The sequence below is a fragment of the Cylindrospermopsis curvispora GIHE-G1 genome, from assembly GCF_014489415.1.
GTDB classification, from domain to species: domain Bacteria; phylum Cyanobacteriota; class Cyanobacteriia; order Cyanobacteriales; family Nostocaceae; genus Raphidiopsis; species Raphidiopsis curvispora_A.
This window is the reverse complement of record NZ_CP060822.1, coordinates 1,306,112-1,321,161: the sequence shown is the minus strand read 5'-3', so window position 1 is coordinate 1,321,161 and position 15,050 is coordinate 1,306,112. Positions and strand designations below refer to the sequence as shown.

Here is a 15,050-nt window from a genome sequence, read left to right as displayed (position 1 = left end):
ACTATCTAGGAACAGGAACCTGATTAATTACAGTAGTTATGACCGAATCAATTTTTGAGCCATCTAACATTGCTTCTGGGTTTAAAATCAGACGGTGACGTAATAGGGGAGCAGCAACTGCTTTCACATCATCGGGGGTGACAAAATCTCTACCAGCAAGCCAAGCGCATGCTTGGGATGTTTGTAACCAAGCTCCAGCAGCACGGGGAGATGCGCCCAGGGCTAAATCGGGATGTTTACGGGTCTTACTCACTAGTTCCAGAATATAATCTACTACAGCTTCAGCTACATTCACCTGTTTCACAGCTTGTCTAGCTTGTAGTATGTCATCTACACTAATAACTGAGTTTAAATTAGCAATGTCTAATCTCTTACCTGTAAAACCAGATTGACGGTTAAACAACATTTGTTTTTCTGCTATTTGATCCGGATAACCTACCACTAGTTTAAATAGAAACCGATCCAATTGAGCTTCTGGTAGGGGATAGGTCCCTTGAAATTCTAGGGGGTTTTGGGTAGCAACTACCCAAAATAAATCGGGTAATGGCCAACTTTCACCGTCTAGAGTCACCTGTAATTCTTCCATTGCTTCCAGCAATGCAGCTTGGGTTTTTGGGGGGGTGCGGTTAATTTCATCAGCAAGTAAGATTTCTGTAAAAACCGGACCCTTCTTCAAATAGAAGTTGCGGGTGTTTAAATCAAAAATATTCGTACCTGTGATATCCGATGGTAATACATCTGGTGTCAGTTGAATTCTTTTGAACTCTCCTTGAATCAGTTGTGCCAAAACCTTGACCAACAAAGTTTTTCCAGTTCCGGGAACTCCCTCTAAAATTATGTGACCACCCGCTAGGAATGCAATTAAACATTGCTTGATTAAACCTGATTGTCCCACAATAATCTTGTTTACTTCTTTTCCCAGGTTAATTACGGATGAATGTGTTATGCTCATGTGTTTAATTTTGTTTTATAAGTAAATTTAGATAAGGGATTGATTTTTCCGTAGACTTTGCCATTTAGCTAACCAGTTTAACAGGTTCTTTTCACTAATACGGTGTTTGCTGGTCTGTAGTTTTAGTAATTCTTCTAGCTCCGCTGGACTTTTACCAGTTTGTTGTTGCCAAGTTTTAATTAAATCCTCTTGGTTTGCTGGTGTGTTCCCCATTCCTAATACCTTTTGTAGTTGCAACTGCTCCTCTTTGCCAATCATTTCTAAAACAAAATCACTAGATTGGGCTTTGCGTAAAACTGCTGCTAATGCTTGAATATAAGCCTGACTGTTCTCTGTAAGCGGTAGATCTAACTTGATGGCTCTACCAAAACGACGATTGCCAGACCAAATTAATAATATTGCTACCACACTTAATTGTAATAGCATTGGAAATAATGGAGTCTTGGCGAAGTAATCTAATAAATTTCCTTGCTTGGTCTGATAATTAGTGTGTTGAGTAATATCTTTATATCCATGAATATATTCATCTACAAGAATTTTTTCACTACCATCAGTAACTAATTTTGCTAAGTAACTAAAGTTGCCCTCATCCTGGTAAGCATTGGCAGCGAGATGGATAGTAGTGGCAAATATTACTTTTCCTTTACCAGATTTCCACTGCCAAACCACAGCACCAAAACGATCTCCTAATAAAACTTCTTCCTTGGTGGGTTCAACATATCTTCTGCTAGTGTCAATCTTGACTCTACCCAAGGGTGATTCTTGATAGGTAGTAAATTCTGCTGCTGTTGATGGTTGTTTGATCCCTAGAATAACTAATGTGTTACCTTGTCCTATCCATTTAATTTGTTGAGCTTCAAAATTGCCTTCTACCGAATTTAGGTTGATTGGCACTAATTCAGGATTGACCTGAATCAAGGTTACTGGTTTGGTTTCTGACTCAATTTCTACAAAAGGCTTTTGCCATCGCTGGATCTTTACCCCTTGATTTTGCATAAAAGCATACCAACCAGCATAGCCTTCTGGCCCGCGATTATAACTAGAACCATTTTTGATATTCTGACTAGGAGTAAAGCTGAAAATAACCAAGATCACCATTACCAAAGCGATCGCACCCAGATAAAGTCGACGTTTAGGGAGGAGCATAATTTAAGGGGAGTTGAATAATTCTTGATAGGACTGAAGACAGTGTTGATAATTTTCAGATGAAACCTCGTGGTTACTAAAGCATAACTGCTCGTGAGTGGTAATTAAAGTCTCATAGGGTTGAATGGAAGCAACAGTGTGCAGGAGTAGTTGTAAATATTCTCCATCGGTGCGACTTGGTTGTTGAAGGGCGATCGCTCTTTCGTGTAATTGTTGCAGCATGGAAAAATATAGGAACTGACAGGCTTTTTGATAGTCACCCTGGTGGTAAAACTCTTGAGATTTAGCCAATAGGAAATTGCTGGAGAGCTGAGGAGGAGAATCAGGGACCCAGGGATGACCAAAGGGGGAACTGAGGTTTTTCCACCAGGTATATATTTGCGGGTAAAATTCTTGCCATAAACGCCAAATTACCCAACCCAATAATAAAACCAATATCAGCCAAAATAATACTTGTAGAATTTGCAGGATTTGTTCACTAATGGAGAATCTTGAATTTTCTGGGATGTTTTTAAAAAGTTGAGAATATTGGTATTCTAACCATTGTTGTATTCGCTGATTGAACAAATATAATTCCCATTCCCAGGTTGTTTTTTCCCAAGTATTATTGCCCATAACTATCGTATTTTTAATAGACATCTTGCAACTGACTTTTGAAAAATTGTACAGGAGTGGGGAAGGTATAGCAAGTAGCTGAGAAAATATAAGCGTGGGGAATGAATTCCGCTCCCCTGACCTATATAGTTTTTTGGAGAGTAGCTATGGTTGTAATTGGGTGTAATATATCAATGCTACGTGTCAATACTTATCAATAACAGCTTGGAGTAATTTTCAAATGACTATTTATTTTTACAAAGTTTGTGAACCTTATGGCTGTTTCTCCAACTTTTCCCCCCATCCGATTGAAATTGAGGGTGTTTACTGGGCAACTGTTGAACATTATTATCAGTCGCAAAAGTTTGTTCACACCCAGGACAATGTCATTATACCTCTAATTCGCAGTGCTCCCACTCCTGAAATGGCTGCTGCTTTAGGAAGATGTGAAACACGTAAATCACGTCCAGACTGGAATTTGATTAAAATTGATGTGATGAAAACAGCAGTTCGGCAGAAATTTCTGAGCCATCAGGCAATCCAGGAGGTTTTGTTAGGAACGGGAGATGAAACATTAGTAGAAAACTCACCCATAGATTATTTCTGGGGTTGTGGTGCTGATAAGACGGGAGAAAACCATCTCGGGAAAATTCTCATGGGTATACGCAACCAAATTCGGTCGAGGAATTGAAGAATATTACGTTTTGTTACAAAAATGGCAAATCTCTGGTAACTCTAATTTGAAGGTGTTATTCTATAGTTGAAGTCAAAAAAGAGGCTTCCCTGGCAGATCGAACAGCTAGAGTTAGAGTCAAAAAGTAGTAAGAGGTTGAAAACGCTGTTGAATTACAATCTGTCTCGTCTGAACAACACAACACCCAACGCGAGTGCTTGTATTCCCTCAAGTTAGTAACACAGGGGGTAGTGTGGCCAGTATTCATTCCTTGTAGCTCAAGGTGGTGGAAGCAGGCACATCCCTGGATAGGATCAACAAAAGCAGGGAATCACCAAGTCGGTAGATGTTGGGTGTTGCGACGTGTGGATATAACTTTTTATCGAAAAGCCTATTCATCGCAAAGACGGTTACAGTTATGCCTGAAAAAGTACCCAAACAAAAAGGAATGTCTAGCTATGTCCAGAAATTGTCGAACAGCAGCCAACCCTATTTTTGTGATATAATTAGCGATCGCAGGGAGTTTCAATAATGTCAACAGCGATTTATGTCAATAATTGCGCTCAGGGCGTGGTATGTGCGGGATTATGAACCAATTACAGAGTTGGAAAAACGACCTCCAGACATTCGTCTAAGTAAGAAGAGTTTGCTCAAGTCTGGTTTGCGGGCCGATTTTTTGGAGGATGCTGACCAGGTAAGAACAGCAACCTGGTTTAAACAGTATTTGGAAGGTGATTCCATAGAATTTTATATCGAGGGTAGTGGTGGTTATTCTGTAGCTAACGTTGATTTGATTAGTCATGAAATTTACTTGACAAAACAAAGTTTGTTATCACAGTTAGAACCAACTATTTTTTTCTCATTTCAAACCGAGTATACAAGGTCCAGTGACCTATTTAGGGAGAACCTACAGGAAACCATAACAACCTTAAATAGCAAGTCCCGCGTGCCCTTAACACTGATAGAATCATCCCGGTCAAGAAATAAACCTTTAAGATTAAACCGCACAATCATGCGGAAGATACGTAAAAGTCTGTTATTCATTGCTGATACCACACCGATTACTAGCATTGAGGGGAAAGATTTCTCTGAGTTAATTCCCAGTCCCAATGTTTGTATAGAAATAGGTTACGCGCTTGAACACAAGCGGACGGAACAAATTATGTTTGTAAATGTCCATCGTCCAGAATTGGAGGGACAATTTCCCTTTGATTTAAGTGCGGAGCATATAGCAGAATTTGCTGATGCAGCTGAGATTAAGCAATTTTTGACTGTTTCTATTGAAAGCAAACTCTCACGATTTAGACTTTTTGGATAAATATCCTGGGAATCCTTTGGCTAAAAGCCAAAGGAGGTAGTTGTCAGGGAACCATGATATTCTCCACGAATTTTCCACCAAATCTCCCTTAAATCTCCTCCAGAGGTTTTTAAACTGTAGCTTGTGTGCAATAAAAACTACAGGAATAGACATCTTTTTTGCTAGGGGGGATATGCCAAAATATATTTTAATTGAGTCTCACTTAACCGTTCAAGAGCTGGAAAATCGTTATCAGCAATCACAAAATAAGATTGAAAGGACTCATTATCAAACTGTATGGCTATTAGCCTCGGGAAAAACCACCACAGAAGTGTCTGCAATAACGGGATATGGTAGGCCATGGATTTATGAGTTGGTTCGTAGTTATAACCTTTATGGCCCAAAGATTCTAGGTGATCTCAGAAGAAATAACAAAGGGACAAAACGATTATTGAATAATCAAGAACTACAGCTTTTGCGGCAAACTTTACAATTACCACCTGAAGATGGCGGTTTATGGAATGGACCAAAGGTGGCAAACTGGATGAGTAAATTGTTGAATCGCAAAGTTTACCCCCAAAGAGGATGGGAATATTTAAAGAAGCTGCGAAATATTCCATCTTTTAGGTCCCTTACTCAATTATAATTCTTACCATCTGTGGAAATCATATACCAACTTCCGAGGAGTGCTATATTGGTACTGGTAATAATTACTTTGTTCCTGGTGTACACACAGCAAAAATGATCATCAAAACTCTTGGTTTCTTTTTCTTGGGTCTGGGAATTACTCTCGCAAGTCCCGTAGTTTCAGTTGTGGCTCAAAACACACCGAGTCCAAAACCAATACCCATACAGGTCCCTGTGATCAATACTCCAGAGGTAAATACTCCCCCTCCGGTTGTCCCACCGCTACAACTAATCACATCAGAAAGCGCCTGCAATTCTCAAAAATGCCTAGGTTGGGATGAACAACTATGGGGAAAAAATGGCGATCGCCAGGCTTTATTAAATGCTATTGATCTGAGTTTAAATTATCTAAGAACTAATAGAGCAGTTCAAGCATACGCCAACTATCCCATTAAGGAAATTAGTTTAGACAGGGTGCGTCGCAGTTTATTACGTTTTAGGGAACTGGTTGTAAATTCCCGGTCAGCAGCAGAGTTACAAGCAGCTGTGAACCGCGAGTTCGTCTTCTACCAGTCTATAGGTAACGATGGCAATGGTACGGTAAAATTTACTGCTTATTACGAACCTGAATATGTAGCTAGTCGGGAACGCACAGCTATATATCAATATCCCATATACAGGGTTCCACCAGATTTTAAACAATGGACAAAACCCCATCCTAAAAGGGTTGACCTGGAGGGTAAAGATGGTTTACAAGGGGGTAAGGGCAAATTAAACGGATTGGAACTACTGTGGTTTAGCGATCGCCTGGATCCATACATCATTCAAATTCAAGGATCTGCCCAAATTAGACTAACTGATGGAACAAGAACCTCCATAGGTTTTGCGGGGGGTACGGACTACCCCTGGACGAGTATAGGTAGGGAACTGGTAAAAGATGGTAAACTAACTGGTGGTAGCATGCCACAATTACTCAGTTATTTCCGTACTAATCCCCTAGAAATGGATAACTACTTACCCCGTTGGGAAAGGTTTGTGTTTTTTAGAGAAACCAATGGTAATCCAGCTACAGGTAGTCTGAGCGTTCCTGTAACTGCAGAGCGTTCTATTGCTACAGATAAGTCCCTCATGCCTCCAGGCGCATTAGCGTTAATCAATAGCTCTTTTCCCTTTGTTGTGGGTAACAACAGAATGGAAAACCGCCGGGTAGACAGATTTGTCTTAGACCAAGATACGGGTAGTGCGATTAAAGGACCCGGTAGGGTAGACTACTTCATGGGAACTGGGAAAGTAGCAGGCGATCGCGCTGGAGTTACGGGTACTAACGGTACATTGTACTACTTACTGCTCAAGGAAGAGACAAAAGCTGGCCCATGCCCAAAGGTCAACAAAGGGAATTAATAGGGAGGATAGGCAAAATCCTCATCATCAGCGTAAACATAGGAACTTGTAACACCGGGAACTTCTCCCTTAGAAATTTCCGGTTTTATTGCTTCCTTACCGAACTCTTTATATTCCTCAAAAGTGCGACAAATGATTTGGGATTCTGGGGAATCTGAGGCAATCATATAATCAGTCAGGGTAGAAGGGGTAGGATGTTTATAATCCACCGTACAGGCCACTGGAATAATATTTGGTTCCACACCTCTTTCTTCACACTCAATGATGGGGCAAAAAATCCCATGGGCGTGAAATAAAGACCCTTTAGAAACTAAGGATTTCTTCTGAAATCCAGCATAAGCCTTTTCTAATTCTCCTGCAAAACCTCCGGAGAGTTTACCTTGTTGATATTCGGCATAACTCTTACCAAAACTAGCACCTGACACCCCACTTAGAGTCAATTGTAAAGGTGAATGGTGTAAAAACTTTTTATTTTCACCAACTAGAAAAATCAGATGGCGAGTATAGATTTTAAATTTAAGTTTATTAGCTAAAAAATCATCTTTGTAGTCCTTGAAAGTACCTAACCTAATTTTTGTTTCTCGGTCCTGCACTGACAAAGGTCCCCTACGGATAATCACCAACCTAGGAGTGGTGGTGATGTAGACCGTATCCACATCCCCAGATCCAAATTCGTATTCTATCTCTTGCCAATTATCATCCGGTTTGAAACCTACAGCTTGGGCATTGTCTTGTTTAATAGCCAAACCGTAACTTTGCAACCCGTCCTCTCCATAGCGAGGATTGATCATTTGACACCAAGGGAGAACTTGGGAGGGTGGGGCATTAAATTTTTCATCTTCAAAGTCGAACTTGCTATTAGCAGTTGCTGTAATCATTGCAGAATATCCCAGTGTTTAATTTATCAGGGTTTTCTTTTGTACTACCATTTGTACCATTTTTTTATATCAATGGCAATTTCTAAATCAGATTTTAACAATTTTTCCCAAATCTCAGTTACAAACGTTGTAATAAACTTAATCCATGGGTATCTGTCCCACAGGTACTCATTAATCCATACTCCTCTGCCAACATTTGTACCTCAGCAGTTAGTTTAGGACACGGTTCCCAGGGGGTGGGATTTTTGTAAGCATAAAAAGACTCTACTCCATCAATACCACACTCCACTGCTTTGGGTATTAGTTCAAAGTGTGATTTCTTATAACGAGCTGGATGGGCAAGTACAGCTAGTCCTCCAGCGTCGTGAACAGCCGCGATCACATTCATTGCTTCGTAATCTTTTCCCGTAGCTACTTCGCGCTGTAAATAGGGTCTCATCCCATAGTGTTCCACATCAAAGCTATAACTTAAAATATGTACGTCTACATCCAATAGTTTGGCACTAATTTCTACCCCACTCCATAGATAGGGTACGGGACTAAAAGGATGATGCCATTGCCATTCTTCTAACCAATTTTTTGCCTTCTCATATCCTTCAATACTATGATGATCTGTAATGGCCAAGCCCTTTAACCCAATGGCGATCGCCTGTTTCATAAGTATATGGGGATGCAATTTACCATCGGAAAATACCGTGTGCGCATGAAAGTTGAACAATTTGGGACAGCTTTGTCTATTAAGTCCTTGGAAGACTCGTCTCAGGTATTCTGTACCAGCAGTAGTCCGGGCAAAATTTACAACCATAACTCTCTGTGATCAACAATCTATAATTTTGACTAAACCAGCAGGCCACACTTACTTGACTATCGGAATTTTACACTGAATCTTTGCTAAAACCCAAACAAGAATAAACCACTCACAGGTTAAGCTAGTATCTTAAACTACTTTTTAACCGGGCGGATGATTTATTATGAATAATAACAAAGCTGGCAAATTTTTGCCGTAAAAATTCATCAGTATTTCTGATTAGTTGTATAAGGACACACTAATACTCTTAAATAATTTTGTCAACAATCACCGACGTAGAACGTCGGTGACCGTGTCAAATCAAAGTAGCTTGCTGTTCCTTGCTAATCACCCTACCTTGATCTTCAAAACCGGTAATTTGATCAAAATTCAAGTAGCGATACAAGTTATCGGCAAAGGGGTTAATTTTTTCGAGCACAATGGACATATACTCATCTACTGTGGGAATACGTCCCAATAAAGCACAAACTGCCGCTAACTCAGCTGAACCTAAATATACTTGTGCACCATTACCCATGCGATTATTAAAATTGCGGGTTGATGTAGAAAATACAGTTGTATTATCTTCTACTCTTGCTTGATTTCCCATACATAGGCTACATCCGGGAACTTCCGTTCTTGCCTGGGCATTGACAAAAACATCATATACCTTTTCTTGCTTTAATTGATACTCATCCATTCTGGTTGGTGGTGCTATCCACAGTCTGGCTTTTACTTGACCTGCACCTTCCAAGACCTTGGCGGTGGCGCGATAATGTCCAATATTGGTCATACAAGAGCCCACAAATACTTCCTGCACTGGATCATTAGCAACTGCCGATAATAATTTAACATTGTCAGGATCGTTAGGAGCTGCGACAATAGGTTCCTTGATGTCGTTTAAATTAATTTCAATTACTTCTGCATATTCTGCATCTGGATCTGCTGCCAAAAGTATGGGGTTAGCCAACCATGCTTCCATTTTTGCCACTCGTCTCATAATGGTGCGCCCATCACCATAACCTCGGGCTACCATATTTTTTAACAGGGCAATATTAGAACGTAAGTATTCAGCAATTGTTTCTTCACTTAGTTTGATAGTACAACCAGCACAAGAGCGTTCTGCTGAAGCATCGGTCAATTCAAAAGCCTGCTCCACTTTTAAATCTGGTAATCCTTCAATTTCCATAATTCTACCAGAGAAGATATTTTTCTTGTTCTTCTTCTCCACAGTTAATAGTCCCTTTTGGATAGCAACGTAGGGAATAGCATTAACAATATCCCTCAGAGTTACTCCTGGTTGTAATTCTCCTTTAAATCTGACCAAAACTGATTCAGGCATATCTAAAGGCATTACACCCAAAGCACCTGCAAATGCAACCAGTCCTGAACCAGCGGGGAAAGATATACCCAAAGGGAAACGAGTGTGGGAGTCTCCACCAGTTCCCACCGTATCTGGTAATAACATCCGGTTCAACCAGGAGTGAATAATCCCATCTCCCGGACGAAGAGCTACACCTCCACGGGATGCAAAAAAGTCCGGTAGTTCCTGATGGGTTTTCACATCTACTGGTTTAGGGTATGCTGCGGTATGGCAAAAACTTTGCATTACCAGATCCGCACTGAAACCTAAACAAGCAAGTTCTTTCAATTCATCCCTGGTCATTGGTCCTGTAGTATCTTGGGAACCAACTGTGGTCATAATTGGTTCACAGGAAGTACCTGGTCGCACACCTGGTAGACCACAAGCTCTACCAACCATTTTTTGTGCTAGGGTGTAACCCTTACCTGTATCTTTTGGTAGTTGGGGACGAATAAATAAATCACTGGGTCCTAAACCTAATGCTTGTCTAGTCTTATCCGTGAGAGTGCGTCCAATCAACAGAGGTATCCTTCCACCAGCGCGAACTTCATCTAAAATTGTGTCCGGTTTTAAATTGAAGGTGGCAATGATTTTTCCCTCTTTGGTGATTTCACCCTGGTAAGGGTAAATGGTAATAATGTCACCCGTTTCCATTTGAGTTACATCACACTGGATTGGTAGTGCACCCGCATCCTCAGCTGTGTTGAAAAATATAGGGGCGATCGCACCGCCTAAAATATAACCACCTGCTCTTTTGTTGGGAACAAAGGGGATATCATTGCCTATGTGCCATAATACGGAGTTGATTGCCGATTTACGTGATGAACCTGTACCTACCACATCTCCGACGTATGCTATGGGATATCCTGTTTGTTTAAGTTGGGCGATAGTTTTTAAGCTTCCTGGTTGTTTGGTTTCCAACATTGCCAAGGCGTGCAGGGGAATATCAGGACGGGTTGTGGCGTGGGTAGCGGGTGATAAATCATCGGTGTTGGTTTCTCCTGGAACCTTGAAAACTGCAACCGTAATTTTGTCTGCTAGGGTAGGACGGGAGGTGAACCATTCTCCTGCGGACCAGGAGTCTATGACCTGTTTAGCATAGGAATTAGTCTGGGACAGTTCTAATACATCATTGAATGAATCATATACAAGTAGAATTTTACTTAGAGCTATTGCTGCAGATCTAGCTACTGGTGAGGAGAGTAAGTTAATTAATGACTGTACGTTATAACCTCCTACCATGGTTCCCAGCAGTTCCACTGCGGTGAGAGGAGAAATTAAAGGACTGGTAATTTCTTGTTTAGCAATAGCGGTGAGGAACCCAGCTTTAATATAGGCTGATTGGTCTACTCCTGGGGGAATGCGGTCCCGTAATAAATGTAATAATAGCTCTTCTTGTCCTGGGGGGGGATTTTTAAGTAATTCACATAGTTGAGATGTTTGTTCCACATCTAGTGGTAATGGGGGTATACCTAATTTTCCCCGTTCTTGAGTGTGTCGTTGGTATTCTGCTAACATGCCAAGTTCCCTTTTTTGCTGTTATTGCTCCTATTTTAACCTATTTCAGGATAAAGATTGGATAAACCGTTAACCACCACCTAAAAAATGCTCCGCATTTAAGTGTCACCTATACCTGTATATTGAGAACTACCGAAGATTGCTTCCGGGTAGCGGTAGTATTTAAACTCCATGATGTTATGGAATGGGTCTTCCAAGAAAAAAGTTCGGTGTTCTAGGGGAGAATCGACAAAGCGATTTTTTGGTTCTTCTCTAAAATTCAACTCTTTAGTTTTGGCACGTTCTAGGAGTTCTTGCCAATCTTCTTCTTGGGTAAACACTAAACCAAAATGCCTAGGATAAATGGCCTTTTGAGGTGTTAAGGGTTGTTTGGTGATATGTGCTACTAGTTGATGTCCATAAAGATTAAGGATTAAAGCATGGGGGTTTTCTCGACCAGCTATGCAGCCTAATCCGTCAATATAAAAGCCTTTAGTCTGAGAAATATCACCCACGGGAAATGCTAAGTGAAATATAGTTTTCATAGTTGCCAATGCATATTATAGCTTTAGACGGGGTTGATGGGAAAAATTGAGTGCAGGCGTTCTGATTAGAAGTAGTGGGGTCATAGTAGCAAAGATTCAACTATTAACCCCAGCTTACTACCAGCTTACTAACTGGGGACTTTAGCTTCACGGGCCATGTCCATAAAACCACTCATGTTGGCACCAGGACGACGACGTGCTCGGGAAGTTAGGGTGAGCAGGTATTGGGGTGCAAAGGTAGTTTCCTTTGCTACTACTGGTTTTTCCACCGGTTTTGCTGCTGGTACTGGAACTGATTCTACCTTGGGTGTTACCACCGATTCTACCTTAACTACCGGTGTTGCTGGTACTACTGTGGTTGGTTCATTTTCTTCTTTAAGCTCTAAGTAATATTCGTCCTTTTTGCCGAATATTCCACTAATAAAGCTCAAAATGCCGGCAATTAAATTTTTGATAAATCCAAACATGGCAAGCTCTCCTGTCTTCGATTCCAATACAAGTTTGATTCTTTAACAACAATTTTACATTCTAGTTACATTTTTTGATGCTCCCCTGATTTATCAGGTAATTCCCAGTTCCATCGTAATAAATCTTATTTGTTTCTAGAGCTGGAGTTTGAGAAAATAGAACCAATTTAATAAACGATCCTAGTACCTACTTACCACCCATAGTGATTGAGCTTGGATTATAGGTTCTTTGGTTTAGGTTCTTTAACTTGTTACAGGAGAAGACTGAATGAAATTAGCTTACTGGATGTATGCAGGACCTGCCCACATTGGCACCCTAAGAGTAGCTAGTTCTTTTAAAAATGTTCATGCGATTATGCATGCTCCTTTGGGTGATGATTATTTTAATGTTATGCGTTCTATGTTATCCAGAGAACGCGATTTTACACCGGTTACAGCTAGTATTGTAGACCGGAATGTTTTGGCTCGTGGTTCTCAGGAGAAAGTAGTAGAAAATATCACTCGTAAGGATGCGGAAGAACACCCGGATTTAATAGTTTTGACTCCTACTTGCACTTCTAGTATTTTACAGGAGGATCTACAAAACTTTGTAGACCGTGCTCAAATGGATGCTAAAGGGGATGTGTTGTTAGCAGATGTTAATCATTATCGTGTAAATGAGCTACAAGCAGCGGACAGAACTTTACATCAAATTGTTAAATATTACATAGAAAAGGCTCGGAAAAAAGAGGAATTGCCAACTGGTAAAACTGAAAGACCGTCGGTGAATATTATTGGTATTTCTACTTTGGGATTTCATAATAATCATGATTGCACCGAGTTGAAAAAATTAATGGCTGATTTGGGTATTGAGGTAAATGCGGTCATTCCTGAAGGAGCTTCAGTCCATGAGTTGAAGAATCTGCCAAAGGCTTGGTTTAACTTGGTTCCCTATCGGGAATTGGGTCTATTAACTGCTAATTATTTACAGGAAGAATTTGCCACCCCCTATGTGGATATTACTCCTATGGGTGTGGTAGAAACTGCTAGATGTATTCGTCAAATTCAACAAATAATTAATCAACAAGGCGCCAATGTTGATTATGAGGAATTCATCAACGAACAAACTCTGTATGTATCCCAAGCTGCTTGGTTTTCTCGCTCTATTGACTGTCAGAATTTAACCGGTAAAAAGGCGGTGGTTTTCGGTGATAGTACCCACGCAGCAGCAATGACCAAAATTCTGTCCAGGGAAATGGGTATTCATGTGGTCTGGTCGGGCACTTATTGTAAATACGATGCTGACTGGTTTAAAGCACAGGTCAGTGAATATTGTGATGAGGTTCTCATTACAGATGATCACGGATCCATCGGAGATGCGATCGCCCGGGTGGAACCTGCAGCAATTTTTGGCACTCAGATGGAACGTCACGTAGGTAAACGTTTAAATATTCCCTGTGGAGTTATCGCAGCTCCTATTCACGTACAAAATTTCCCCATAGGTTACAAACCATTTATGGGTTATGAAGGGACAAACCAACTGACCGATTTAATTTATAACTCCTTCACCCTGGGAATGGAAGATCACCTGTTAGAAATTTTCGGTGGTCATGATACTAAGGAGGTAATTACTAAGGGAATTTCTGCGGAATCTGATTTAAATTGGACAAAAGATGGGTTGGCTGAATTGAACAAAATTCCTGGTTTTGTCCGAGGTAAGGTGAAACGAAATACGGAAAAGTTTGCCCGCGAACGGGGATTTAAAGATATTTCAGCAGAAGTGCTATATGCAGCTAAGGAGTCTGTGGGAGCTTAGTCGAACTCCCCGCTTTCTAGCATAGTTCAGGCGATCGCATTATTTAAAGTATTGAGAAAAAAGATGCGATCGCCATAATTGTAAATTGTCTATAATAACCCTTCCAATCGCCGACGAATACTATCTAGTTCAGAATTAGAGATTTCCTGTTGTTCCTCCTTAGTCTTTTTACTGGAATTACCCTGTTCCCAATCTGTTTTCTCCACATTTTTTTGTGGAGGGGTAATCAAAACACTGCTATCTTCCGGTACAAATTGCCAGTCAAAGCCATACTCTCGACAAAATTCCTCGATCTCCTGTTGATCCATCTCTTCAACTTTAGCCATGGGGAAATCCTGGGCCTCTAACATCAAAGCGAAGCGAGTTGCATCGTCTTGTGATTCAAACATCATAATTGTATTACGATTACCCACTAAAATGGAATGAATTCCTTCATTATCTGTGCCAGCATTAAAAATTAGTACAAAGACGCCCATAGTTCATCCTGGAAATTTTCTCTTTATTTTATTTCCATCAGGTCCCGGATTCCATACTACAGTAAATAACGAGCAAATGCTATACCCAAGTATAAGCTAGTAACCCCTAAAACTGCACTACCTAACCAATAAAAAATGGCCTTGAAAAAATCTCCCCCCTGAACTAAGGCTAGGGACTCTAAACTATATGTAGAAAAAGTTGTATATGCGCCTAAAAAGCCCGTGGAGATCATTAACCTTACCTCCTGTGAAACTATGGTTTTTTGTCCCATCCAACCGGTAAAAAACCCCATTGCTGCACAACCACTAAGATTAATAAAAAATGTCCCATAGGGAAAATTTGTACCCAATTTCAGCGTCAACCAAAAGGTTAAATAATAACGAGCCAAAGCACCAGCGATCGCTCCTAAACTAATGGCTAATAATTGACGGAGAGTGAGATCTTGTAACATAGCATTCTCATTAAGATTGAGAAATCCGTACTTTCAGGAGAGGTTTTCATCATTGTACATTATATTGCCATGGGATAAAACTAAATTACAGCCAGTGATT

At 40.5% G+C, this 15,050-nt stretch carries 15 protein-coding genes; 5 read left to right on the top strand and 10 right to left on the bottom strand.

The features are described 5' to 3' along the window. Position 1 precedes the first annotated feature (1 nt). Genes IAR63_RS06165 through IAR63_RS06155 form a run of 3 tightly spaced genes read right to left on the bottom strand, consistent with a single transcriptional unit; the run spans position 2 to position 2,737 of the window. A complete protein-coding gene (locus IAR63_RS06165; RefSeq protein ID WP_187706965.1) occupies positions 2–952 on the bottom strand; it encodes an AAA family ATPase in 951 nt (316 codons plus the stop codon). Between the two features lie 27 nt (positions 953–979). Next, on the bottom strand, positions 980–2,098 hold the full coding sequence (locus IAR63_RS06160) for a DUF4350 domain-containing protein (RefSeq protein WP_187706964.1): 1,119 nt from the start codon (positions 2,096–2,098) through the stop codon (positions 980–982). 3 nt (positions 2,099–2,101) lie between these two features. Further along, a complete protein-coding gene (locus IAR63_RS06155; RefSeq protein WP_187706963.1) occupies positions 2,102–2,737 on the bottom strand; it encodes a DUF4129 domain-containing protein in 636 nt (211 codons plus the stop codon). A gap of 196 nt (positions 2,738–2,933) precedes the next feature. Here IAR63_RS06155 and IAR63_RS06150 point away from each other — a divergent pair, with 196 nt between their 5' ends. From IAR63_RS06150 to mltA, 4 genes are all read left to right on the top strand, one after another. Then, a complete protein-coding gene (locus IAR63_RS06150; protein ID WP_187706962.1) occupies positions 2,934–3,383 on the top strand; it encodes an NADAR family protein in 450 nt (149 codons plus the stop codon). Positions 3,384–3,912: 529 nt separating this feature from the next. Continuing rightward, complete coding sequence (locus IAR63_RS06145) at positions 3,913–4,683, top strand: hypothetical protein (protein ID WP_187706961.1); 771 nt, start codon at positions 3,913–3,915, stop codon at positions 4,681–4,683. A gap of 172 nt (positions 4,684–4,855) precedes the next feature. After that, entirely contained in the window at positions 4,856–5,308 is a 453-nt protein-coding gene (locus tag IAR63_RS06140; RefSeq protein ID WP_187706960.1) for a helix-turn-helix domain-containing protein, read from the top strand. 95 nt (positions 5,309–5,403) lie between these two features. Further along, positions 5,404–6,690, top strand: a complete 1,287-nt coding sequence (gene mltA / locus IAR63_RS06135; RefSeq protein WP_187706959.1) for a murein transglycosylase A — start codon at positions 5,404–5,406, stop codon at positions 6,688–6,690. Here mltA and IAR63_RS06130 read toward each other — a convergent pair. The 5 genes from IAR63_RS06130 to IAR63_RS06110 form a co-directional block, all read right to left on the bottom strand. Further along, a complete protein-coding gene (locus IAR63_RS06130; RefSeq protein ID WP_187706958.1) occupies positions 6,687–7,568 on the bottom strand; it encodes a DUF5895 domain-containing protein in 882 nt (293 codons plus the stop codon). The genes mltA and IAR63_RS06130 overlap by 4 nt on opposite strands. Positions 7,569–7,686: 118 nt before the next feature. Further along, positions 7,687–8,373 carry a PHP domain-containing protein gene (locus IAR63_RS06125; RefSeq protein WP_187706957.1) on the bottom strand — a complete coding sequence of 229 codons (687 nt, stop codon included), beginning with the start codon at positions 8,371–8,373 and terminating at the stop codon, positions 7,687–7,689. A 298-nt stretch (positions 8,374–8,671) separates the two neighbouring features. After that, positions 8,672–11,236 carry a bifunctional aconitate hydratase 2/2-methylisocitrate dehydratase gene (gene acnB / locus IAR63_RS06120; protein WP_187706956.1) on the bottom strand — a complete coding sequence of 855 codons (2,565 nt, stop codon included), beginning with the start codon at positions 11,234–11,236 and terminating at the stop codon, positions 8,672–8,674. A gap of 98 nt (positions 11,237–11,334) precedes the next feature. Continuing rightward, positions 11,335–11,760, bottom strand: coding sequence for a VOC family protein (locus IAR63_RS06115; protein ID WP_187706955.1), 426 nt, complete (start codon positions 11,758–11,760; stop codon positions 11,335–11,337). 128 nt (positions 11,761–11,888) lie between these two features. Next, a complete protein-coding gene (locus IAR63_RS06110; protein ID WP_187706954.1) occupies positions 11,889–12,227 on the bottom strand; it encodes a hypothetical protein in 339 nt (112 codons plus the stop codon). A gap of 268 nt (positions 12,228–12,495) precedes the next feature. On the opposite strand from IAR63_RS06110, the gene bchB reads away from it, so the two are divergent. After that, entirely contained in the window at positions 12,496–14,022 is a 1,527-nt protein-coding gene (bchB, locus tag IAR63_RS06105; RefSeq protein ID WP_187706953.1) for a ferredoxin:protochlorophyllide reductase (ATP-dependent) subunit B, read from the top strand. 89 nt (positions 14,023–14,111) lie between these two features. Here bchB and IAR63_RS06100 read toward each other — a convergent pair whose 3' ends face one another. Then, positions 14,112–14,498 (bottom strand): DUF3110 domain-containing protein, encoded by a 387-nt coding sequence (locus tag IAR63_RS06100; protein ID WP_187706952.1) that lies wholly within the window; start codon positions 14,496–14,498, stop codon positions 14,112–14,114. A 56-nt stretch (positions 14,499–14,554) separates the two neighbouring features. After that, positions 14,555–14,950 (bottom strand): fluoride efflux transporter CrcB, encoded by a 396-nt coding sequence (gene crcB / locus IAR63_RS06095; protein WP_187706951.1) that lies wholly within the window; start codon positions 14,948–14,950, stop codon positions 14,555–14,557. Positions 14,951–15,050 lie beyond the last annotated feature (100 nt).